Genomic DNA, 22990 nt, shown 5'->3' on the forward strand with positions numbered 1-22990 from the left:
CCCTCCTGCGCACCTTTTTCTGCCCAGAACGTGAAGATAGTTTGAAACATAGTCAATTTTCCTAAATATAATTAATGCTTTTAAACATAAGCTTAGCTTACATGTATTTGCAATATATGCTACAAGGGTAACTTACGGGTAACAAAGGCTGGGTTTGACATGACGAAAGCACCACCACCGCCGGAATTCAGCACACGCCAGGGAACAGGTGCGGTTACGGTGTTTGGGGTAGATGGGTGCACGCCGAGGGCACCTTTGCCAGCGGCAACCGGGCAAATCCAAAACTGGGAGAACCCTAAAGTTGACTATTGATTTCGTAAAAAATTGGGCGGGCAGATAATGGGTGGATACGGCTCTGGACGTCCCCGTCGCAACCAGTTGGCAGAGGATTGCCGCAAGCTGGATGTGAACCGGCTCAACCGTGAAGGTTGTCTAAAACCCGGCTGGTCTGGCAACTGGCTCTGGCACCGCGATTGCGAGCAAGTCGCGGGCATAAGTCTAAGCGCCGAACAGTCGCGGTTGATCGTAAGTTTTCACATCACGGAAAAAACGGGCGACTACTATGATGTAGAGCAATCAATCCCTATCATCCGAACCCCCTGCAACTATGGTGGCAACCGACCGTTTTTTGGCTGTCCTGGCGTCGTAAATGGCACCCCTTGCCGACGCAGAGTTGCAAAGCTGTTTAAGGGCGGGCGCTACTTTCTCTGCCGTCACTGCTACAGCATTGCCTATGCGAGCCAGTCGGAGGCCGTTGAAGACCGGATGCTGCGCCGCGCTGACAAGCGGCGCATGGCAATGGGCGGACAACGTGGCACGGCATACGGCATCGCTCCCAAGCCAAAGGGGATGTGGCAACGCACCTATGATCTGCAATGCGACGAAATCGAATGGTGCGAAGACCAAGCCAACCGCGCGTTTCTTGGGAGGTATCGACATTCCCTCAGCCGCGAAGAACTGGAAATGTATTTTGGCCCATGACCGATTGACCCGGTGTCCCCCACCGCCTTTAGTGGCAAAGTGCAGTATCAACGGGAAATGCAATGACGCCGCAAGACTTCATCGCCAAATGGCGCAATAACGAACTTAAAGAACGGTCCGCATCCCAGTCGCATTTCAATGACTTGTGCCGCTTGCTTGAACTCGACGACCCGACGACGGCAGACGGCAAAGGCGAATGGTTCACCTTCGAGAAAGGCGCATCCAAAACCAGCGGCGGCGAAGGCTGGGCGGATGTCTGGCGCAAGGACAGCTTTGCTTGGGAATACAAGGGCAAGCGCGCAAACCTCGACAAGGCATTCGACCAACTGCTGCAATATTCAATCGCGTTGGAAAACCCGCCGCTTCTGATCGTCTCGGACATGGATATCATAAGGGTCCACACCAACTGGACCAACACGGTTCAGAAGATTCACACCATCGCTCTGGCCGACCTGAGCGACGCCACCAACCGCGATTTGTTGCGCAACGCCTTCCTTGACCCCGACAAACTGAAACCGACAAAGACGCGTCAGCTGCTGACCGAGGAAGCCGCTGAGAAATTTGCGGGCCTCGCCCAGCGCCTGCGCACCCGTGGCAGTGACCCGGAACGGGTGGCGCATTTCGTCAACCGGCTGGTGTTCTGTATGTTTGCTGAGGATGTGCAGCTTTTGCCGAACAAGATGTTCGAACGGATGATAAAGACCGCGCGCAAAAAGCCCGAAAGCTTCGAGGGCCACGCGCGCAAGCTGTTTGCCGCGATGAAATCCGGCGGCGATGTGGGCTTTGAATCGGTTGAGTGGTTCAACGGCGGTCTGTTTGACAGTGACGACGCCCTGCCTTTGGACTGGCAAGACCTTGATGACCTGATCCGCGCCTCTGCCTTGGATTGGTCCGACATTGACCCGTCCATCCTTGGCACGCTGTTTGAGCGCGGGCTGGACCCGGACAAGCGCAGCCAACTTGGCGCGCATTACACCGACCGCGAAAAAATCATGATGATTGTGAAGCCGGTCATTGTCGAACCGCTGCTGGCCGAATGGGATGGGGTGCGCGGCACGATTGAAACCCTGCTGGACAATGCCCCCAAGGCCACCAAAGACAAGCTGCTGCGCGGCAAGGAACTGGAGGCAAGCACCAAGGCGCATAACGAGGCCGAGGCGTTGCATAAGGCATTCATCGAGCGGCTAAAGGCTTTTCGCGTTCTGGACCCTGCCTGTGGCTCGGGCAACTTCCTTTACATCGCGCTTCTGGAGTTGAAGAACCTCGAACACCGCGCGAATTTGGAGGCCGAAGCGCTGGGCCTTCCCCGCGCTTTCCCCTCTATCGGACCAGAGGCGGTGCTAGGCTTAGAGTTGAACCCCTATGCCGCTGAACTGGCCCGCGTGTCGGTTTGGATTGGTGAAATTCAGTGGATGCGCCGCAACGGGTTCGAGGCCGGCAAGAACCCGATCCTGCGCACGCTGGACACCATCGAATGCCGCGATGCCGTGCTGAACGACGACGGCACGCGGGCGGGCTGGCCGCGCGCCGATGTGGTGGTGGGGAATCCGCCGTTTCTGGGGGCGAGCAAAATTTTAGGCGAACTAGGCGAGGACTACACCGCCACATTGCGCAAAGCCTGGGGCGAGAAGGTGCCGGGCTTTGCCGATCTGGTCTGTTATTGGTTTGCAAAGGTATGGGCGCAGATTCAAGCGGGCGAATTAACCCGGGCGGGGCTTGTTTCCACCAATTCCATTCGCGGCGGGGCCAACCGCGAGGTTCTGAAACCGATTGTGGATGGTGGGCGAATTTACGAGGCTTGGGCCGATGAGCCGTGGACAATTGATGGAGCGGCGGTTCGTGTGTCGCTGGTCTGCTTCGATGGGATGCATGGCCATTCTGCGAGGCTGAACGGCCTGCCTGCACAAAAAATTCTGTCCGACCTAACTGCAAACTCGGCAGACTTTGACCTTACAAAGGCGAGGCAACTTTCAGAAAACGACGGAATAAGCTGTTATGGTTCGCAGCAAAAGGGTTCTTTCGGTATAACTGGAGAAGACGCCCGGCTAATGCTGGCGCTACCAAACCCCCATAATGTTGCAAATTCGGTGGTTTTGAAGCGCTCTGTCAATGCAAGGCAGATTACACAAGGGAAAACAGATAGTTGGGTCATAGATTTTGGGCTGAGAATGTCCGAGACAGAAGCCGCTCTGTTCGAAGAACCTTTTAAGGTTGTGAGTTTGCAGGTTCTCCCAGAAAGATCGAACCGACGCGACCAAGGACAGGCAAAACGCTGGTGGCTGCACGCTCGGCCTTCGCCGGTCTATAGGGCAACGCTAGAGCGATATGTCCGATGTCTGTATCCCCTGCTGTCGCGAAACACCGGCTGTTTGTCTGGCTAACTTCCCTCGAACTTGCCGACCACGCGCTTGTCGTTATCGCCCGCGACGACGACACCACTTTCGGCATCCTGCACTCGCACTTCCATGAACTCTGGGCGCTGCGGATGGGCACTTCGCTGGAGGATCGCCCCCGCTACACCCCCTCCACCACTTTCGAGACCTTCCCCTTCCCCGCTGGTCTGACCCCCAACATCCCCGCCGCCAATTACGCCGCCGATCCGCGCGCGATCAAAATCGACGCCGCCGCCAAGCGCCTCAACGAACTCCGCGAAAACTGGCTCAACCCCGCCGATCTGGTGGACCGCGTGCCAGAGGTTGTGGCGGGCTACCCCGACCGCATCCTGCCCAAAGACGCCGCCGCTTCCAAGGAACTCAAGAAGCGCACCTTAACAAACCTCTACAACGCTCGCCCCGCATGGCTCGACCACGCCCACAAAGCCTTGGACGAAGCCGTGGCCGAATCCTACGGCTGGGGCGACGACTGGCGAGACGGCAAACTGACCAACGACGAAATTCTGGCGCGCCTTTTCAAGCTGAACCAAGAGCGCGCCAAGGCCGAATCCAAAGCAGCGGCAAAGGTCAAAATGAAAGGCAAGAAAAATGGCAAGTAACCCAACCGTCTGGGGCATCTGGTGCAGTTTACCTTCCCGACAATGGCCGTGACGCGCTGGCGACCGGCAAAGCCCGGCATGGGCAAGTGGTCAACTGACCCTGCGGGCTCTTCAGGAAAAGCACGCCGATACCGACTATAAAAAAGGCCGTAAGCGCGAGGCAAAAGGTGTATAATTAGGGGGATGACCTAAAACCTAATTTCGTCTTTATCTATATAATTCAACAACTTACAAGAATTATATGGTGCCTAAGCGAGGCACCATCACCGTCTTATCCGAAGTCACCATGCGAGCGTCCTCAACGATTAACACCCGGTCACCATGCGAGCGGCGTCACCACGGCGACCAGCGCTGATGCGGCGGCACTTGCAGCAAACGCGGCGTTTGCTTCGTCATTGTGACGTGTGTCCCAAGTTGGGACAGGGGCTGGGGGGCGATGCTTCCCGGCCTTTTCTGTTGCTTGCCTATGGCGCGGCGAACTGGCCGATGGTTCGGGAAGCGCAACGCCACCTCGCACAATGGGCGCTTATGCCGATTGCCGCGATGATCGGGCAAGAGGCCAGCGAGAAGCTGGGCCAGCCCGTCACGCTGGACGTGATGCGACCATTGCAAGCGTTGGACGCTGGGGGCCGTGCGCGTGAGCTTGGCGCGATTGTGCACGCGATGGCGCTGGCGAAAGAGGCCGGTGTCGATCCATCGGAGGCGCTCAAACTGGTGGATTGGGAGGGTTGAGCCGTGATTACCTAACGGCCTCAGACACCGTCCATAGTAAAACGCTACCACTGCCAGCGTAAACGCGAATTTTGCTACGTATGAAACCGCGATCAACAATCGAGTATTCGCGTCCGTTAATTTGGAAGCAAACACTCCCCAAAAGCGCATCCCCTTGCCTAGTGTCGCCGTTTACCGCAGCGCTGATAAACTCGCTAAGAGCGGTCTCAGTGAGGCAACCAACGTAGGCTCCAGAGATCGTGTTGGCATTCGCTGCACTTGCAAGAATCATCGAGGCAGTAAAAAGAACAACAGATCGAAACATTGCTTTTCCTCATGTGACATCTGTTTTCACAAATAAAACTAATGCATGGCATGTCAAAGATCAACTATATTTGCCTTGTGCGATGTCACTTCCGATTATGGCAGGTAGATAAGCAGGCGGGATTTTTGCCTTTCCTGAAGGGCGCGGCGCTGAATGAAGGGCGCGGGTTGTTCCCCGGAGACCGTGAGTTTGGCCGATGGCTGCAAGAAAATGTTCTTTCGCAAGTTGCGATTGCACCAGACGATCAAGCCGCCGCCATGTGGGTTGCCAGAGCGCTAAATTTTCTAGCGATGATGGGCGCGACATTTTGGCAGTCACCCAAATCACCCGCCCGTTACCCTAGATGTTACCCCAAGCCAAAATACGCCAATGTCACTTGGCAAGATTAAAGCTAAACTGCTGTTTTCTTGGGGTTTTTTGGCTCCGGCGGTAGGGATCGAACCTACGACCAATTGATTAACAGTCAACTGCTCTACCGCTGAGCTACGCCGGAACACGAGAGCGCGTATAGCAATCCGGTCTTGAGAGGTCCAGAGGGTTTGTGACAAAAATTTCACGAATTCGCTGGTGGCGACGCGACCGGCTCGAAGAGCGTGTCCGCGTCCAGTGCGCCGAGGGGGCGGGCGAGGGATTTTCCCGTCAAGTCAATGAGATGTGCGAGCACGTTGCGGCTTGCGGCGGGCAGGAGGGCGGCTGGCGTATCGGTATAAATGCGCGCGGCGAGTGCGGCGGCGGTTTGTGGGCCATCGGCCAGGGTCGAGAGGATCTCGGCTTCGCGCATGCGCCTGTGTGCGAGGAGCCAGTCGAGCCGTGCGGCAGGGTCGGTCACCGGCGCTCCGTGCCCCGGAAAGAGCACCTTGGCTGCCCGCTGTTGCAGACGGGCGCAGGAGGCCATGAACTGGGTCAGGTCACCGTCGGGCGGCGAGACCAGCGAACTGGCCCAGCCCATGACCAGATCACCGCTGAGCACCGTATCGCCCAGCTCAAAACACAGGTGATTGCCGAAATGCCCCGGTGTCCAGAGCGCGATCACGCTCCAGCCGTCGCCCTCGACGCAGTCCTGGTCGCGCAGGTTGATATCCGGGGCAAAGGCTGTATCCACGCCTTCTCCGCCGCCGATCGGGGCGCTTTGTGCAATCTCTTCCATCACCGGGCTGCGCCCGGCGCGGGCAGCACCAAAGGCCAGCACCGGCGCACCGGTTTCCTGCCCGAGGCGGGTGGCGAGCGGTGAGTGGTCGAGATGTGCATGTGTCACGAATATGTGGCTGATGCTCTGACCGGGGGCGAGTGCGTCGAGGATCGCAGCCAGGTGGGCATCGCTGTCCGGGCCGGGATCGACGACCGCGATCTGGCGGTGTCCGAGGAGATATGTATTGGTGCCCCAGAATGTCATCGGCGAGGGGTTGGGGGCGAGAATGCGGCGCACATCGCGGCCAAGCGGCTGCGCGATGCCGACGGGTGGGGCCGCTCCCTGTTCAAGTCGCATCGCTCTTCCTTCCGGTGCTCGACGGGGATAGGTTTAGCCATGTCCAAACGCATCCTCAAACGCTATCTGCCTCGCGGTCTCTATGCCCGGGCGACACTTATCCTGCTGCTGCCGGTGATCACGCTATTGCTGGTGGTCTCGCTGGTCTTTGCGCAGCGCCTGTTCGACGATGTGACGCAGCAGATGGTGAAGACGGTCGCGCGCGAGGTGCGGCTGGTGCTGGACGAGCCGGAGGGCAGCCCGGTGGCCGACGCGCTGGAAATCGAGCGCCGCCGGGTTTCCGAGGCCGATATGCCCGCGACCGACAGCTATGACTGGTTCGACATTTCGGGCGTCGTGGTGGTGCGCGAATTGCGAGGTTATTTCCCCGACCTGGCGCGTGTTTCGCTCTCGGACAGCCAGGTGGTGATGCTGTATTTCCAAGATGGCGCGGCGGTTACGGAGCTGATATTCGACCGGCGCAGGGTATCGGCGCGGCGGCCCTATCAGGTTCTGGTCAACCTCGCCTTTTACGGAATCCTGATGACCGCTGTGTCATATTTCTACATGCGCAAGCAGCTGCGGCCCATTTCACGGCTTGCCGAGGCGGCAGAGGCCTTTGGGCGCGGGCGGCATGTGCCGTACCGGGCTGCCGGGGCGCTGGAGGTGCGGGCGGCGGGGAATGCCTTTGTCGATATGCGCGCGCGGCTGGAGCGGCAGATCGAGCAGCGTACCTTGATGCTGTCCGGGGTCAGCCATGACCTGAGAACACCGCTGACGCGGCTACGGCTGAGCCTTGCGATGCTGGATGAGGACGAGGCTGCGCCGATGTTGCGCGACGTCGTCGAGATGGAGCGCCTGCTGGAGGGGTTTCTGGCGTTTGCGCGCGGGGCTCATGGGGCAGAGCCCGAACCGGTGGACCCGATCGCCCTCGTGCGTCAGGTCGTCGAGGATGCGCAGCGCGCGCAGAGCCCCGTCACCCTGATCGAGGCACATGGCGAGGGGCAGATCGCCTTGCGGGCCGAGAATATCCGCCGCGCGGTCGAAAACCTGATCGGCAATGCGGTGCGATACGGAACACGCGCGGACGTGTCCGTGACGATGACCGACAAATCGTTGCGCATTCGGGTCGAGGATGACGGGCCGGGGATTTCGCCCGAGAACCGGGAGGAGGCGGTCAAGCCTTTCGCCCGGCTGGACCCTGCGCGGAACCAGAATCGCGGGACCGGCGTGGGGCTGGGCCTGTCGATCGTGCTGGACGTGGCGCGCGCCCATGGCGGCACGCTGCGGCTTGGGGAAAGCGAGCGGTTGGGCGGGCTTTGCGCGGATATCGTGATTGCCCGCTAGCCTTGGGGTGCAAGCCGTCGTCAGGCGGCTTGCGGTGGCTGGTCCCGGTCAGCCGACGCGACGTTCGTCGAAGCTGAGCGCGATGAAGCTGGGCATGTGATCGCCCATGCCCACCACCTTGTTGCCCTGATCGCCGCCACGACCTGCGCCACTGCGGCCGGAGTCGCCGCTGCGGCCACGGCCCTGATTGCGCTCCTGGCCACGGTCCTGGGGCTTGTCTTGCGACTTGTCCTGGGGTTTGGCTTGGGGCTTGGGCTCTGCCTTCGGCGTCTCGGGGGGCGTTTCGGCCTGCACCTCGACAGGGGCCTCCTGCGGCGCGTCGGCCTTCTTGCGGCTGACAGTGCGGCTACGGCTGCGGCTCGGCTTGGCGGGCTTGTCCTCCGCCTCGGCCTCGACCGGCGTGTCGCTGCCCGCAGATTGTACCGGGCTGTCGAGCCGCGGGATCTCTTTCTGGAGCAGCGCCTCGATCGCGGCAAAGTTCTTCTCATCGCGCGGATTGCAGATCATCATCGCCTTGCCCGAGCGCCCGGCGCGGCCGGTGCGGCCGATGCGGTGGACGTAATCCTCGGCGTGGCTGGGCACGTCGTAGTTGAACACGTGGCTGACCGCTGGCACATCGAGGCCGCGCGCGGCCACGTCCGAGGCGACGAGAATTTTCAGGTCCCCAGCGCGGAATTGATCAAGGGTGCGCGTGCGCTGGCTCTGATCGAGGTCGCCATGGATGGGGGCCGCGTCATAGCCGTTTTTCTTGAGCGATTTGGCGACCACATCCACGTCGATCTTGCGATTGCAAAACACGATCGCGTTGGTGCAGGCCTCGCCCTCGCCGTCGATCAGCGCGCGCAGAACGGCGCGTTTTTCGCTATCGGCGCGGTCGCGGCGGGTGGCCTTGATCATCACCACGCCCTGTTCGATGGTCTCGGATGCCGTGGCCTGGCGGGCCACCTCGACCCGCGCGGGGGCCGACAGGAACGTGTTGGTGATGCGCTCGATCTCGGGGGCCATGGTGGCCGAGAAAAAGAGCGTCTGCCGGGTGAAGGGCGTCAGGCTGAAAATCCGTTCGATATCCGGGATAAAGCCCATGTCGAGCATGCGGTCGGCCTCGTCCACCACCATGATCTGCACGCCGGTGAGCAAGAGCTTGCCGCGCTCGAAATGGTCGAGCAACCGGCCCGGTGTGGCGATCAGGACATCGACGCCCTTGTCGATCAGCTTGTCCTGCTCCTTGAAGCTGACCCCGCCGATCAGCAGCGCCTTGGTCAGTTTGAGATGCTTGGAATAGGTGTCGAAATTCTCGGCCACCTGCGCCGCCAATTCGCGGGTCGGGCACAGCACCAGACTGCGCGGCATGCGCGCGCGGGCGCGTCCCCGCGACAGCAGCGACAGCATCGGCAGGGTGAAGCCTGCGGTCTTGCCGGTGCCGGTCTGGGCGATGCCCAGAACGTCGCGCCCTTCGAGGGCCGGGGGAATGGCACCCGCCTGAATGGGGGTGGGGGTTTCGTATCCCGCTTCCTCGATCGCCTTGAGGACTTTGGGGTTGAGATTCAGGTCTGAAAATTTGGTCATGCGTATCCGTGGTTTACGGACACAATCCTGGCCCGTACGTCTGTCGCCGGGTCAGGCCCCTCCTGGGCCTGTGGTTCTCCACATGGGTGACCCGCTGCGCGTCCCATACCTGAAGCGCCGGGTGCGGTCAATGACATGCCTCCGAGGTGCCAGGGCAATGGCCCGAGGGGTGGCAGATTGTGTATGAATGCGAAACAATCAGACGAAACCGGCGAAGTGCTTTTGCCGTTTTTCATCGAGCGCGAGAGGAATGGAATGCAAGGCCCCATGTGCTGCGAGGCGCGCACGCAGGGCAGGGGAAGCGACGCAGACCTCGTCGTAAAAGCGGCGCAGCGCCGTCTCGCCGCCCTCGTCCTCGATCATCCTGAACAAGGCGTGCATGTTGAGCCCGCCACCGCCGGGCTGCGGCGCGGGTTTGAGGCTGTCGCGATACGAGCCCTGTTCGAGGCGAAAGCGATAGGCGGCCTGCCAATCCTCCCATGAGGGGGCGTGGAGGTGGCAGAGATGCGTGTCGGGCAATTCTGCGGGCGCGTCATCCATCACCTTGTCGCGGAAGGCGTTGTGGATGCGCAGGCTGATGTCGGGCAGGCCGGTGCGGACAAACACCTTGCCCGCCACATGGCTGAGAAAGCCGCCGTTGAGATGCGGGCCGTAGGTGGGATAGATGGCGTTGGTCTGCTCGCGGCGGGGCATCTGCAACAGGGCGCAGGACTTGAACCAATGCGTACCCGCCGCCGGAGGATCGGCGGGGTCGGGGGCGAGCGCCTCGATGGGGCGGATGCGGGCGCTGAGCGTGTCCTCGGGCAAGGCGGCCAGTTGCTCGGGCAGGGGGCTGGCAGGCCAGAGGAATTCATCCACGTCGATATGCGCGAGCCAATCGACCTGCGGGCGTTTGTTGAGGCAATGGGTGGCGTTGAGGCTCTGGCGCGGTTGGTGCCGGTCCGGGCGTCCCTTGCGGCGACGGCGGTGCCAGTAGTCGTCGTCACACAGGATCACCCGGCATTTGGGATGCGCGCGCAGCGCCGCCTCGGCCTGCGGGTTGGCGGCGTCGAGATAGACATGCACCCGGTGCGCGCCCAGATCGAGGTGATGGGCGACGAAATTCAGGATGTCTTTGGTGGGGGCCTTGATCGTGGCGACAAGGCCCCATGTGGGGGACGGGCTCATGTGCGGAGCATGCGGCGTGGCGTGGTGCTGCGCAAGGGGTTACGGGAGGTATCGCTGGGTTTGACTTGCCGTTGCACCCCGCCAGATGGTGCCGCGTGATCGCAGGGCCGGGGACTGGCGATGCAACGGTCGTGGCGGGTACTTTATGCCAGCCAAGTCATTGTAGCCTCAACACGTTGCGCGCCCCCTCATATCGCCAGGCCGCGGGACGGCCAGGCGATCGCGCGGCACCTTCGGTGCGTTTCGCGCGGGATGCGAAAACGGCAGAAACAGGCCCTTAGCCCCCACCAAGCCGTGCAAAACCTATTGGGGTGCGAGAGGCGGCGATCAGCAGTGGCTCAGTCGAACTTGCGCGACGGCGCGAGCACGGTGGCTTCGCCGATCAGCACCTTCTTGCCCTCTACCAAGCAGCGGCAATCCAACTGCACGCGGCGCTTGCCGTGGTCGATGCCCACGACCTCGACCTCGGCATGCACCATGTCGCCGGGGCGCACGGGGGCGAGGAATTTCAGCGTCTGGCCCATATAGACCGTGCCATGGCCCGGAAGCTGCTCACCGATCACCGCCGAGATCAGCCCGGCTGTGAGCATGCCATGCGCGATGCGCCCCTCGAAGATCGTGTCCTGCGCATAGGCGTCATCCAGATGCACCGGATTGTGGTCGGTCGAGACCTCGGCGAACATCTCGATATCGCGGTCGGTCACGACTTTGCGCAGGTGGCGCGTCATGCCCATTTCGATATCCTCGATACAGATCGTGCCGCGCGGCATATTATCCAACATCTCCGCCCTCCGCAGGGTTTGCCGTGTAACATTCAGGCGCTTTCATGCCCGCAATTGGAATTTTATTACTTTGCGGATGCAGAAAAAGCAAGCGGTTTCTGTCAGCGCAGGAACCCTATCGCGTAGGTGGGAGAGGACATTTCCCTTTCAAGATAATCAGTTAGCGCATTTTCCTCGGGCTGGTGCGACGTTTTGGTCTCCTTCGCGGCGAGGCCGCCGGTGATGAAAAGAGAATCGATATCCTCGCCCATGGCCCCCTTGATGTCGGTCTGCACGCCGTCCCCGATGGCAAGGATGCGGTGGCTTTCAACGTCGCGCCCGAGGGCCGAGAGCCGCCGCCGCGCAAGATCGTAGATCGGCGGATGCGGCTTGCCGAAATAGAGGCTCTCGCCTCCCATCTCGGTGTAAAGCTGCGCCAATGCGCCGGCGCACCATTCCCGGGTTTCGCCGCGATCCACCACGAGATCGGGATTGGCGCAGAGCAGCTTGAGGCCCTTTTGCTTGGCATAGAGGAATTGTGGCCGCATCTCGGCGGGGTCGGCATGGGGATCGAAGGGACCGGCGCAGACGATGCCGTCGGCCTCTTCCAGTGGCACGCGGGTGACGTCGACCGGGTCCTCGATGATCTGGAGCGGTTCGAAGAAGCTCTCGTCATGGGACTGCCCGATGAACCACAGCTTTTGCCCCACGACACCGCGAAACATCGCTGCGCGGGCGCTGTCACCGGAGGTGGCGATGCTGTCCCAGGCATCGGTCGGCACGCCGAACCCGTCGAGTTGCCGTGCCACCGCGTCGCGGGCGCGCGGCGCATTGGTCACCAGAATCACCGTGCCGCCCGCCCTGCGATAGGCCTGCAAGGCGGTGACGGCATCAGGCAGGGCACGCACGCCGTCATGCACGCATCCCCAGAGATCGACAAAGAGCGCGGCGTAACGGTCGGATACCTCATGCAGGTCGGTGATGATACGGGTCATGGGCGCGTCTCCTTGGCTGGGTCGCGCGCAGATATGGCAGGGGCCGCGCGGTTTGGCCAGCCGTCGGATTCGAGTATTTTCGCCATAAAGAAACGGGAAGGCGTCAGTCGCGATGCGGACGCACGATGTGGTAGTCGCCGCTCAGATAGGTCAGCGGACGCTCGCCGGTATTGCTGAGCCGGGTGACCTGTCCGATGCAGATCGCGTGGCTGCCATGGATCATCCGTTCAGTGAGCGTGCAGGAAAAGGCGGTGGCGCGCGGCAGGATGGGGCCATGCGCGTCGGCCTCGAAGGACAGCCCGGCAAACCGGTCCTCGGCATTGTCGGGCGAGGGCCCGGCAAAGGCGCGGGCCACCTCGACGGCATGTTCCGGCAGGATATTCACGCAAAAGGCGCGGTTTTCGGCCACGGTGGAGGCGATCCGGCTGTCGGTGCGCAGACAGACCAGAACCGAGGGCGGATCGGCCGAGAGCGAGGTGAAGGCGCTTACGGTCGCGCCTGCACGCCCTGCAGGACCGTCGGTCGTGACCACGGTGACCGTGCTTGCGACCTGCCGCATGGCCGCAAGGAATGCGTCACGTTCCACGCTCGGGGTCTCTTGGGTCACGCGTCTCTCCTCGAACTGGGGTCAGGCCTTTGGGTAGCGATGAAACAGGGCGGGGTAAAGACGTCACCGCGACGGCGCAGGTAGCGCGGGGGGCAACGCATTCCAACCGCAAATCCGCAGCTTGGATGAAAAACGCCACGCGAAGTTTCCCTCGCGTGGCGGATGACGCACGGTCTGTTCGCGTCAGTTGGTTATGATCTCCGGCCCCATGAAGGTGTTGGGCAGGAAGGTCGATAGCCACGGGATATAGGTGACCATGATCAGGAACACGAAAAGCACCGCGAGGAAGGGCAGGGCGGCGCGCACCACGGCCATCATCGGCATGCCCGCCACGCCGGAGGTGACGAAAAGGTTGAGCCCCACGGGCGGCGTGATCATCCCGATTTCCATGTTCACCACCATGATGATGCCGAGGTGAATGGGGTCGATGCCCAGTTCGATGGCGATCGGAAAGACCAGTGGCGCCACGATCACCAAGAGGCCCGAGGGCTCCATGAACTGCCCGCCGATGAGCAGGATCACGTTGACCACGATCAGGAACATCACCGGGCCGAAGCCCGCCCCGAGCATCGCGTTGGCGATGCTTTGCGGGATCTGTTCGTCGGTCAGCACGTGTTTCAGGATCAGCGCGTTGGCGATGACGAAGAGGAGCGTCACCGTCAACCTGCCCGCCTCGAACAGCGTTTTCTTGGTGTCGGGGTGGACAAAGGCGGTGATGAGCGCGTGCGGCTTGCGTAAGAGGCTCGTGTTCTTGCCGTCGCCGGTGGTGGCGAGCGGCCCCATGTCGCGGTAGATGAAGCAGGCGATGAAGAAGGAATAGACTGCCGCCACCGCCGCGGCCTCGGTCGGGGTGAAGATGCCGCCATAGATGCCGCCCAGGATGATGACGATCAGAAAGAGGCCCCAGCCCGCCTCGCGGCCCGAGGCCCAGATTTCGCCCCAGCCCTGCCAGTCGCCCTTGGGCAGGTCGCGGATCTTGGCGATGACATAGATCGTGGTCATCAGCATGAACCCTGCGAGCAGGCCCGGGATGACCCCCGCAAGGAACATCCGCCCCACCGACACATCGACCGAGGCGGCATAGACCACCATCACGATGGACGGCGGAATGAGGATGCCGAGCGTGCCGGCGTTACAGATCACACCGGCGGCGAATTCCTTGGTATAGCCGACCTGACGCATGCCCGCGATGACGATAGTGCCGATGGCCACGACGGTCGCGGGGGACGACCCCGACAGTGCGGCGAAGAGCATGCAGGCAAAGACCCCCGCAATCGCCAGCCCGCCCGGCAGGTGCCCGACGCAGGCGATGGAAAAGCGGATGATCCGCTGCGCGACGCCGCCCGTGGTCATGAAGGCCGAGGCGAGGATGAAGAACGGGATCGCGAGCAGGGTATAGTGACCGACGAAGGCTTCGAGCAGGGTGCCTGCGACCGAGGCGAGTGAGCTTTCGGAATAGATCAGCAGGAAGATGGTCGAGCTGAGGCCGAGCGAAATGGCGATCGGCACGCCGATCAGCAGAAGCCCGATCACCATGGAAAAGAGCAGGACGACATCCATCAGTTGGATCCTCCCTGCTCGTCGCGCGCATGTCCGGCGCGGATCTCGTCAAGCTCGTCCTCGACCTCGTGGCTGGCGACCAGCCGGTCCACATCGCCGCGCCAGATCGCGACGGCCACTTGCGAAAAGCGCAGCACGAGCAGCAGTGCCGAGATCGGCAGCACGATATAGGGCACGACCTTGGGCAGTTTCTCGTAGGTTTCGCCGTAGTTGATCATGTCCTCCAGAAAACGGAAGACGCCGACCATCGGCACGTCCTGCACCTCGTAGAAGCTCTGGCTGCGGGCGCTCATGTCGAAGCCCGTCGGGAACCAGCGGCCCGAGGTGGGGGGCAGGTCGGCAAAGACCGCCCAGTAATCGTAGCAGCCCTTGAGCAGCAGCAGTGAAAACATAAGGCATGCCGCCACCGAGATCAGCGCAAGCACGCGGCGCGCGGGTGGCGACACCATGTTCAGGATCGCGTCCACCCCCAGATGCGCGTGTTTCTTGACCGCGTAGGAAGCCCCCAGAAGCACCAGCCAGCCGAACATGAACACCGTCAGTTCCAATGCCCAGAGGATATTCGAGTTGAATACGTAGCGCGTCACCACATTGGCGAAGGTGATGAGTGTCATCAGTCCGAGCAGTGCGGCGATCACCGTCTCCTCGATCTGGTCGATTAGCCCAGTCTTGTGCGGCATCGTCCCGGTTCCCTGATCTTGCAGAAGTCTGTTGCAGGTCGGGCGGGCCACGGGGGCCCGCCCGATACTGATACCGATGCCCCGATGTTGCGGGGCGGCACCGTCAATGCAGGTTTACGAGCTGCTGTTCGAAGCGACGGCCGCGTCGATATTCTCGGCACCGACATCGCCCTCGAACTGCTCCCAGACGGGCTTCATCGTCTCGACCCATTTCTCGCGCTGCTCGGGCGTAAGCTGACGCACCACGCCACCGGCGTCGATGATCGCCTGCTTGGCGTCCTGATTGACTTTTGAGGACTCGCTGTTGCGGGTCTCGGTCACTTCGGCGACAATAGTCAGGAACTGATCGCGCACATCCGCATCAAGGCTGTCGAGCCAGTCGACGCTGGTCACCAGCAGGTAGTCGATGATGCCGTGATTGGTCTCGGTGATCCCGTCCTGCACCTCGAAGAACTTCTTGCCGTAGATGTTGGACCAGGTGTTTTCCTGCCCGTCCACAACGCCCTGCTGCAGCGCGCCGTAGACCTCGGAGAAGGCCATCTTCTGCGGGCTGCCGCCGATCGCTTCCATCTGTGCGACGAGAACGTCCGAGGACTGAACGCGGAACTTGAGGCCGTTGGCATCCGACGGTTCCAGCAGCGGCACGTTGGCCGACATCTGCTTCATGCCGTTATGCCAGTAGGCGAGGCCCTGAAGGCCGCGGCGCTGCATCGAGTCGAGCATCGCCTGACCGGTCTCGGAGGCCTGGAAGCGGTCGACCGCATTCACGTCCGAGAACAGGAAGGGCAGGTCGAAGAGGCGGAACTGCTTGGTGAACTTCTCGAATTTCGACAGGCTGGGGGCGGCAAGTTGCACGTCGCCCTGCAGCATCGACTCGAGCACCTTGTCGTCATTGTAGAGCGTGGAGTTCGGATAGACCTCCATGCACATGGTGCCGTTCATCTCTTCGTTGACGCGGCTTTCCAGCATCGATGCGGCGATGCCCTTGGGGTGCTTGTCGGTGTTGGTGACGTGGCTGAACTTGACGACGATCTCTCCATCGTCACAGGCGGCCATCGCGGCGCCTGCGCCAACGGTCAGGGCCATTGCCGATACGGCAGCGGTCAGGAATTTCATGTGGGTCTCCTCCCATGGATTTTTGTAGGTTCCGAAACGCCCGGTTCGGGGCGCGGTGTCGCTATGGTGAGAGAATCATGCGCGCCGCTCAAGGCTTGCGTGGTTTTAGGGCACGCTGCCTGATTTTTGACCTTATATCAGGTGTTTGCGGGGCGATTTTCACATGGCCGCTTTGCGCCTGCAGCATAGCTTGTGCGGTAATCCGCACGTGGTCTTGGGGGCTTGTGCGGATTTCCGCACAGGTTGGGCGTGGATCAGCGGCGGTAATCCTCGGGGCGAATCCCGTAGCGCGCCAGCTTGTCGTAGAAGGTCTTGCGCGGCAGCTTGAGCGCCTGCGCGGCTTGCGCTGCGCGCCCGTTCTGCCGCCCGAGGGCCGCGATCAGCAGCGAGCGTTCGACGCGCGCCATCTGTTCCGCGAGCCCCAGTTCCGCCGCTTCCGCCGCGTTGTCGGGCATGCCCAGCACGAAGCGCATCGCCGCGGACATCAGCGAGCGTGCGTTGCCGGGCCAATCCTGCGCCATCAGGGCCGCGAGGTGATCGGGGCTGATCTCGGGGGACGAGAGCCCGGCCTGCTCGGCCGCTTGCGCCACGTAGTGGCGAAAGAGCACGGGAATGTCCTCGGGCCGCTCCGACAGGGCCGGGATGCGCACGCGCAGCACCTCCAGCCGGTAGAAGAGATCGGCGTTGAAGCGCCCCTCGGCGGCGGCCTGCCCGAGATTGGCGGTGCTGCCCGCGATCAGCCGCGCCTCGCCCCCCGGGTCGAGCCGTTCGAGCAGCGCATACTGGCTCGCCGTGGGCAGGGCCAGGATCTCGTCGAGGAAGAGATTGCCGCCTGCCGCCTGCGCATAGGCGGTCTCGAGCGCCTGTGGATCGAGCCCCGCCGCCGCGCGCTTGACGAACGGGCCACTCGCGCCCTGCGACATCAGGTGGATGACCTCGGCCACCTTGGAAACGCCCGCGCCGGGTGGGCCGGTGACCAGCACCTCGGTGCCCGCGCGTGCCGCCTGCCGCACGGTCTGGCGCATGTCCTCTGCCAGTTGCGAAGTGCCGAACAGCATGCGCGCCGCCGGATCGCCGGTTTCAAGCTGCGCCTTCAGGCGGCGGTTCTCCAGTACCAGACGCCGGTTCTTGAGCGCGCGGTCCAGTACCGGGATCAGCTGATCGGGTGCGCAGGGCTTTTCAAGGAAATCGAAGGCGCCTTCGCCCATGGCCTTGACCGCCATCGGGATGTCGCCTTCGCCGGTCAGCAGGATCACCGGCAATTCATCATCCAGGGCGCGGGTATAGCTGAGCAGGTGAAACCCGTCGCGCCCCGGCATGCGGATATCCGACAGGATCACGCCGGAAAAATCGGGCGCGATATGGTCCTTGGCCTCGATGAAGGAGCCGACGGCGCGCACACGGTATTCGGCCAGTTCCAGCGTCTGTGTCAGCGCCTCGCGGACCGGGCGGTCGTCATCCACCACAAGCACCTCGCCGCTCATGCCGCACCCTCCTGTTGCTCTGTCCATGGCTCCAGCTCGACGGTGAATTCCGCACCGCGCGAGGTGTTGGCCCCGGTGATCTTGCCGCCGAAACTCTGGACGAGGCCATATGAGATCGAGAGGCCCAGCCCCATGCCGTCGCCCGCGCCGACAAGTTTCGTGGAATAGAACGGATCGAAAATCTTTTCCGGCTCCTCGATGCCGGGCCCGGTATCCGACAGGCGCAGCGTGACCGGCGCACCGTCGGTGAGGGTGATCGAGAGGCGGCGCGCGTCGCTTTCGGACATGGCATCGGCGGCGTTGGTGATGAGGTTGAGCACGACCTGGCCAAGCCGCACATCGCCGCCGCGCACGGGCACCGGATGCGCGGTGGGCTGCCAGTCCACCTCTATGCCATCGTTGGCCAGTCGCTCGCCGGTCATCTCGAGCGCGGTTTGCACCACCTGCACCATGTCGACCCGGGTCACCGGTTCATTCTCGTTCCGGACAAAGGCGCGCAGGTTGCGGATGATGCGGCTCATCCGGTGGGCCATCTCGTCGATGCGGGTGAGGTTCTCGGCGGCCTTTTCTGGTGTGCCGCGTTGCAGGAACGCGCCGCCATTGGCGGCGAATTGCCGGATCGCCATCAGCGGCTGGTTGAGTTCGTGGCTGATCCCGGCGCTCATCTTGCCAAGCGCGCTGAGCTTGCCAGCCTGCACCAGTTCGGCCTGTGCGCGGCGCAGTGCGGCCTCGGCCTCCTGCCGCTCGCGGATTTCGCGGCGCAGGGCGAGGTTGGTCTCGGTGAGGCTTGCCGTGCGGTCGGCCACGCGCCGCTCTAGCTCGGCATTGGCGCGGGCCAGCGTGCGGCGGCGTTCCTGCGCAAAGAGCAGCAGCGCGCCGAAAAACAAGAGCATCCCGCCCACGGCACCGGCCTGCAACATCGCGATGCGCCGCGCCGGGGCCACGTCCACCAGTGCGGCCCCGGTCATGCCGATCCGCGGCAGCGCCTCGCTCACCTGTAGCGCGCGGCGCGGCAGGTAGGGCCCAAGGTCGATCTGCCAGATTTCATGCGGGCCGCTGCGGCTTTGTGCAAAGCGGATCGGCGCACCGCCGGGCGGCACCAGCTGCGCCTCGCCGGGCACCTTGCCCCAGCCCAGCAGTTCGGAGCGGTTGGACATGAAGACGCGGCCCGCCTCATCCACCAGGAACACGGCCGTCTGTAAACCGCGCCAACCGAATTCGACATTCTCGGCATTGGCCACGCTGATAAGGGCCCCGTTCACCCTGCCATCAGCCCCGAACGAGGGGGCGGCGAACTGAAATATCCGGCTGTCGCCTGCAGGCTGCATGGCATGGGTCGTGCCAAGCGCGCCGTCCATTGCACGGGCAAAGGCGGCAGAGCCGGTCAGGTTCTGCGGAAGGGCACCGCGCGTGCCTGCCAGAAGATTTCCGGCGGCGTCGACAAAGTAGAGATCGGCAGCCCCGGTCCTGTCCGCCGATGCGGTCAGCAGGCGATTGGCCGCCGCTTCCTGATGCGGCACGCTTGATCCGGTCAGAACCGTGAGCGTCGGGTGATCGGCCAGCGCCACCGCCTGATCGCGGTAGCGTTGCAGGTCCGAGACCAGCCCGCCCAAAACCAGTGACATATCCGCCGTGCCCCTGCGCGAGAGCGCGTCGAGCGCCTGACTGTAGCCGTATTTCCACACAGAGCCGGTGATCAGGGCGACGACCAGCAGAATGGGGAGCACGAGCATGATGCGGGGGGCAGCGCGGAACATGGTCGGTAATCTATCAGCGCGTGACAGATGTTGACCAGCAGCAATCCGCTCAGGCGCGCCCGGCATCGGAGGACAGCATCAGGGACGACACGCCGAGGCGCGACAGAGCGGCCTCCCACTTGTCGGTATCGGCGGTGGCAAAGACCAGATCCTTGTCGGCCTCGCAGGTCAGCCAGCCATTATCCGCAATCTCGGCCTCGAGTTGCCCGGGCCCCCATCCGGCATAGCCAAGCGCAAGGAGCGCGTGGGTCGGGCCGCGCCCGTCGGCGAGGTCTTCGAGGATATCGAGCGTCGCGGTCATCGCGAAGGCATCGTCGATATCGAGCGTGGAGATCGCGGAATGATAGCCGTAATCATGCAGCACAAAGCCGCGCCCATGTTCCACAGGGCCACCGAAATGCACCGGAAGGTCGCGCAAATCGGGGCCGGGCGTGATCTCCAGCTGTTCGAGCAGGTCGCGCATGCGCAATTCCTGTGTCGGTTTGTTGATGATCAGCCCCATCGTGCCGTCCTCGGAATGGGCACAGAGAAACACCACCGCATTGGCAAAGCGGGGATCGCCCATTTCGGGCATCGCGATAAGGATTTTTCCTGTCAGATCGGTCGCTTCCGTCACGTGTTGCCCCTTCTGCTCATGGCCCCAGAATGGGGGCAGGGACAGCCCGGTGCAAGACGGGTGTTAAAATCGTGGCAAGATTTCTCTCTTGAATGTGAGTTGGCATTTCCGTCGAAATCCCCCATTTGAAGGACATGTTCAAATCCCTGTTCGCGCCTCTCCTGATCGCCGTCATGTCGCTCGCCTCGGCGGGGGCGGCCCAATCTGCCGATGACATGGTCAGCGTCTCGGTGCTACCGGGATGGCAGATGTCCGACGGTCGGCACATGGCGGCATTGCGGTTTCGCCTCGAGGACGGGTGGAAGACCTATTGGCGCGCGCCGGGTGATGCGGGCATACCGCCCCGGTTCGACTGGCGCGGGTCGCAAAACCTGTCGCAGGTGGAAATCATCTGGCCCACCCCCGAGCAGACCATAACCAACGGCATGCGCACGATCGGCTATACCCATGATCTCGTATTGCCGGTGCGATTGACGCCGAAACAGGCGAATGTGCCGATCTCGCTGTCGGCGGAGATGGAAATCGGCGTTTGCAGCGATATCTGCGTGCCGGTCGAGATCGGCGTCGGGCTGGATCTGCCGCTTGGGTCCGGTGATCGCGATCCGCGCATTGCAGCAGCCCTTGCCGCCCGCCCCTACACGGCAGCGGAGGCGGGCGTCGGGCGGGTCGCCTGTTCGGTCACGCCGATTGCCGGTGGCGGTCTGCGTCTGGTGGCACAGATCGACATGGAGCAGATGGGCACACAGGAACTGGTGGTGGTCGAGACCGACAATCCCGACCTCTGGGTTGCCCAGACGAACACCAAGCGCCGTGGCGCCATGTTGCAGGCGGAGACCGAGATGCACCATGTCGAGGGGCGCGGCTTCCTGCTGGATCGGTCGGGGTTGCGGCTTACGGTGCTGAGCACGGGCGATGCCGTGGACATCCGGGGCTGTCCCAGCCCCTGACGCGGCTCAGCGACCGGTGCGACGGGTCGGCCCGCCATCTGGAAGGGCGATATTCGCCACCTGTTCCGAAATCGGATCATTGACCAGCGGGTGGGCCTGGGCGCGAAACGCGTCGGGATCGTGCATCTTGCGCCAGGTATCGCCCACGTAGACCTCAAGACCGGAAAACGCGGCCTTGTAGCCCATCTTGGGGCTGCCGGGCACCCAGTAGCCGAGATAGACATACGGCAGACCATTCTCGCGCGCGATGTCGATATGGTCGAGTATGATATAGGTGCCAAGAGACGCCTTGGGCTGGTTCGGCTCGTAAAACGAATAGACCATGCTCACCCCGTCATCGAGAATATCGGTGAGGCAGACGGCAGTCAGGCCGTCGCTCTCGGGGTCGGTATATTCCACGACACGCGTGCGGATCGGGGTCTCTTCGATCATCGCGGCGAACTCGAACGTGTCCATGTCGGCCATGCCTCCGGTGGCGTGGCGGCTCTCCAGATAGCGGCGAAAGAGGTCGTATTGATCCTCGGTCGCCCAGGGCGAGGTCGCCCGGCGCTTGAGATGCGCATTGCGGCGCGCGGTGCGTTTCTGGCTCTTGGAGGCGGTGAACTCGGCCACGTTGATTCGTGCCGAGAGACAGGCCGCGCAATCGGCGCAGGACGGGCGGTAAAGCACGTTCTGCGACCGGCGAAACCCCTGTTTCGACAGCCCGTCATTGAGGCGCTGCGCGCCCTCGCCCTGCAGGGCGGTGAACAGCTTGCGCTCCATCCGGCCCGGCAGATAGGGGCAGGGCTGCGGTGCCGTCACATAGAACTGGGGCGCTATGGGAAGCGTGTGTCGCATGGGAGTGTTCCGCGTTGTCCTAGGACCGGACGATAACAACCATCACCGCCCTCGCCAAGAGGCTTGTCACGCCTCTGTCACATCGCGGCGCGGCGGTTGACGGCGACGCTGCCCAGAACCAGATCGCTCAGACCCTGACCGCGCGGCCCGGTGAGCATCAAAACGATGGAAATGACCTGCAGGATCGGCAACCCAAAGGAAATCGTGAGCCCCAGCGTATGCGCGAAGGCGAGCCCGAGGTCGAAGCGCTGGCCGTCGGAGGCGCGAAACTCGATCGCCATCAGGCGCATGCCCCATGTGGCCGAGCCGCGGGCGATGGTCACGACCCGGTAGGCAAAGCCCACCACCGCCATCAGCACCGGAAAGAAGAAAAGCCCGGTGAAGGCGGTGAAGGGCACGATCAGCAGGCAGATCAAGATGATCAGGATGGTATCCACGATAAAGGCCACGAGTCGTTTTGACGCCACGTCGGCATAGAATTCCGGTTGCCGCTCCGGGTCGGGCAGGTGCCAGGTGATGTCGCTCATGCGGGGGCCAATCGGGTCTGGGTCATCGCCTCTTAGGATGGGCATGGGCAGAGCATTTGCAAGGGGTCAGGCGGTGAAACCCGCCTCTTGCGCGCCCGCCATTTCCATCAGGCGCCGTGGGGCGATGCCGAATAGGTGCCGGGGCGTGCCCGCCGCCGCCCAGACCTCGGCGAAGGTCAAGAGATACGGATCGAAGAACGCGCGCGGTCGCGTCAGGTGCCCCACCGGCGACACGCCGCCAATGGCAAAGCCGGTCTGCGCCCGGATCAGCGCGGCGTCGGCCTTGCCAAGCGTCTCACCCGCCACCGCACTGGCGCGGGCATCGTCCACCCGGTTGGCCCCTGATGTGACGAAGAGGATCGCCGTGCCGCTCTGCTGCCCGCGAAACATGATCGACTTGGCGATCTGCGCGATATCGCAGCCGACCAGATCGGCTGCCATTTGCGCGGTGGTGGCGTTGCCGATCTCGATGGGTGCGATCTCGAGCCCGGCCTCCTGCAGGGCACGGGTCACGCGGGCGAGGCTCTTGCTCATGGCGTTTCTCCGGTT

The 22990-nt window shown here is 62.7% G+C and carries 22 protein-coding genes and 1 tRNA gene; 7 read left to right on the forward strand and 16 right to left on the reverse strand.

The features are described 5' to 3' along the window. The first annotated feature begins 378 nt into the window (after positions 1-378). The 5 genes from PVU19_RS07435 to PVU19_RS07455 all read left to right on the forward strand — a co-directional run bounded on the left by PVU19_RS07435 (position 379) and on the right by PVU19_RS07455 (position 5398). Positions 379-981: a hypothetical protein gene (locus PVU19_RS07435; RefSeq protein WP_235575862.1), complete on the forward strand. Its 603-nt coding sequence runs from the start codon at positions 379-381 to the stop codon at positions 979-981. 62 nt (positions 982-1043) lie between these two features. Then, positions 1044-3362, forward strand: a complete 2319-nt coding sequence (locus PVU19_RS07440; RefSeq protein WP_200901868.1) for a class I SAM-dependent DNA methyltransferase — start codon at positions 1044-1046, stop codon at positions 3360-3362. Beyond that, positions 3314-3973: a class I SAM-dependent DNA methyltransferase gene (locus PVU19_RS07445; RefSeq protein WP_200901869.1), complete on the forward strand. Its 660-nt coding sequence runs from the start codon at positions 3314-3316 to the stop codon at positions 3971-3973. The genes PVU19_RS07440 and PVU19_RS07445 overlap by 49 nt, the downstream gene beginning before the upstream one ends. A gap of 402 nt (positions 3974-4375) precedes the next feature. Next, complete coding sequence (locus tag PVU19_RS07450; RefSeq protein ID WP_152911662.1) at positions 4376-4705, forward strand: hypothetical protein; 330 nt, start codon at positions 4376-4378, stop codon at positions 4703-4705. 354 nt (positions 4706-5059) lie between these two features. After that, complete coding sequence (locus tag PVU19_RS07455; RefSeq protein WP_152911663.1) at positions 5060-5398, forward strand: hypothetical protein; 339 nt, start codon at positions 5060-5062, stop codon at positions 5396-5398. Positions 5399-5427: 29 nt separating this feature from the next. Here PVU19_RS07455 and PVU19_RS07460 read toward each other — a convergent pair. Next, positions 5428-5502, reverse strand: a tRNA-Asn gene (locus tag PVU19_RS07460). Between the two features lie 60 nt (positions 5503-5562). Beyond that, positions 5563-6495 carry an MBL fold metallo-hydrolase gene (locus PVU19_RS07465; RefSeq protein WP_050663522.1) on the reverse strand — a complete coding sequence of 311 codons (933 nt, stop codon included), beginning with the start codon at positions 6493-6495 and terminating at the stop codon, positions 5563-5565. Positions 6496-6534: 39 nt separating this feature from the next. On the opposite strand from PVU19_RS07465, the gene PVU19_RS07470 reads away from it, so the two are divergent. Continuing rightward, positions 6535-7821: an ATP-binding protein gene (locus tag PVU19_RS07470; RefSeq protein ID WP_050663523.1), complete on the forward strand. Its 1287-nt coding sequence runs from the start codon at positions 6535-6537 to the stop codon at positions 7819-7821. A 48-nt stretch (positions 7822-7869) separates the two neighbouring features. Here the strand turns inward: PVU19_RS07470 and PVU19_RS07475 are convergent, their stop codons facing one another. From PVU19_RS07475 to PVU19_RS07525, 11 genes are all read right to left on the reverse strand, one after another. Then, the gene (locus PVU19_RS07475; RefSeq protein ID WP_050663524.1) at positions 7870-9387 is read right to left on the reverse strand and encodes a DEAD/DEAH box helicase; all 1518 of its coding nucleotides are present in this window, start codon (positions 9385-9387) and stop codon (positions 7870-7872) included. Positions 9388-9585: 198 nt separating this feature from the next. Continuing rightward, on the reverse strand, positions 9586-10554 hold the full coding sequence (locus PVU19_RS07480) for a glycosyltransferase family 2 protein (RefSeq protein ID WP_050663525.1): 969 nt from the start codon (positions 10552-10554) through the stop codon (positions 9586-9588). 338 nt (positions 10555-10892) lie between these two features. Further along, positions 10893-11336: a MaoC family dehydratase gene (locus tag PVU19_RS07485; protein ID WP_050663526.1), complete on the reverse strand. Its 444-nt coding sequence runs from the start codon at positions 11334-11336 to the stop codon at positions 10893-10895. Positions 11337-11437: 101 nt separating this feature from the next. Beyond that, positions 11438-12310, reverse strand: coding sequence for a TIGR01459 family HAD-type hydrolase (locus PVU19_RS07490; protein ID WP_050663527.1), 873 nt, complete (start codon positions 12308-12310; stop codon positions 11438-11440). Between the two features lie 103 nt (positions 12311-12413). After that, entirely contained in the window at positions 12414-12917 is a 504-nt protein-coding gene (locus PVU19_RS07495) for a flavin reductase family protein (RefSeq protein ID WP_082237726.1), read from the reverse strand. 183 nt (positions 12918-13100) lie between these two features. Next, positions 13101-14477 carry a TRAP transporter large permease gene (locus tag PVU19_RS07500; protein WP_050663529.1) on the reverse strand — a complete coding sequence of 459 codons (1377 nt, stop codon included), beginning with the start codon at positions 14475-14477 and terminating at the stop codon, positions 13101-13103. After that, positions 14477-15157: a TRAP transporter small permease gene (locus tag PVU19_RS07505; protein ID WP_050663530.1), complete on the reverse strand. Its 681-nt coding sequence runs from the start codon at positions 15155-15157 to the stop codon at positions 14477-14479. Before PVU19_RS07505 ends, PVU19_RS07500 begins: the two co-directional genes overlap by 1 nt. A 114-nt stretch (positions 15158-15271) precedes the next feature. Further along, positions 15272-16273, reverse strand: coding sequence for a DctP family TRAP transporter solute-binding subunit (locus PVU19_RS07510; protein ID WP_050663531.1), 1002 nt, complete (start codon positions 16271-16273; stop codon positions 15272-15274). Between the two features lie 254 nt (positions 16274-16527). Continuing rightward, entirely contained in the window at positions 16528-17757 is a 1230-nt protein-coding gene (locus tag PVU19_RS07515; RefSeq protein ID WP_050663532.1) for a sigma-54-dependent transcriptional regulator, read from the reverse strand. Further along, complete coding sequence (locus PVU19_RS07520; protein WP_050663533.1) at positions 17754-19514, reverse strand: sensor histidine kinase; 1761 nt, start codon at positions 19512-19514, stop codon at positions 17754-17756. Before PVU19_RS07520 ends, PVU19_RS07515 begins: the two co-directional genes overlap by 4 nt. A 49-nt stretch (positions 19515-19563) precedes the next feature. Next, entirely contained in the window at positions 19564-20130 is a 567-nt protein-coding gene (locus PVU19_RS07525; RefSeq protein ID WP_074783987.1) for a YqgE/AlgH family protein, read from the reverse strand. A 134-nt stretch (positions 20131-20264) separates the two neighbouring features. Here PVU19_RS07525 and PVU19_RS07530 point away from each other — a divergent pair, with 134 nt between their 5' ends. Next, the gene (locus tag PVU19_RS07530) at positions 20265-21077 is read left to right on the forward strand and encodes a protein-disulfide reductase DsbD domain-containing protein (RefSeq protein ID WP_082237729.1); all 813 of its coding nucleotides are present in this window, start codon (positions 20265-20267) and stop codon (positions 21075-21077) included. Between the two features lie 6 nt (positions 21078-21083). Here the strand turns inward: PVU19_RS07530 and PVU19_RS07535 are convergent, their stop codons facing one another. The 3 genes from PVU19_RS07535 to PVU19_RS07545 form a co-directional block, all read right to left on the reverse strand. Further along, positions 21084-21914 carry an arginyltransferase gene (locus tag PVU19_RS07535; RefSeq protein WP_050663534.1) on the reverse strand — a complete coding sequence of 277 codons (831 nt, stop codon included), beginning with the start codon at positions 21912-21914 and terminating at the stop codon, positions 21084-21086. A 77-nt stretch (positions 21915-21991) separates the two neighbouring features. Beyond that, a complete protein-coding gene (locus PVU19_RS07540) occupies positions 21992-22441 on the reverse strand; it encodes an RDD family protein (RefSeq protein WP_050663535.1) in 450 nt (149 codons plus the stop codon). A gap of 66 nt (positions 22442-22507) precedes the next feature. After that, positions 22508-22975 carry a YbaK/EbsC family protein gene (locus PVU19_RS07545; protein WP_050663536.1) on the reverse strand — a complete coding sequence of 156 codons (468 nt, stop codon included), beginning with the start codon at positions 22973-22975 and terminating at the stop codon, positions 22508-22510. Between the last annotated feature and the right edge of the window lie 15 nt (positions 22976-22990).

Source organism: Roseovarius tolerans (assembly GCF_028885395.1).
Classification (GTDB): Bacteria; Pseudomonadota; Alphaproteobacteria; order Rhodobacterales; family Rhodobacteraceae; genus Roseovarius; species Roseovarius tolerans.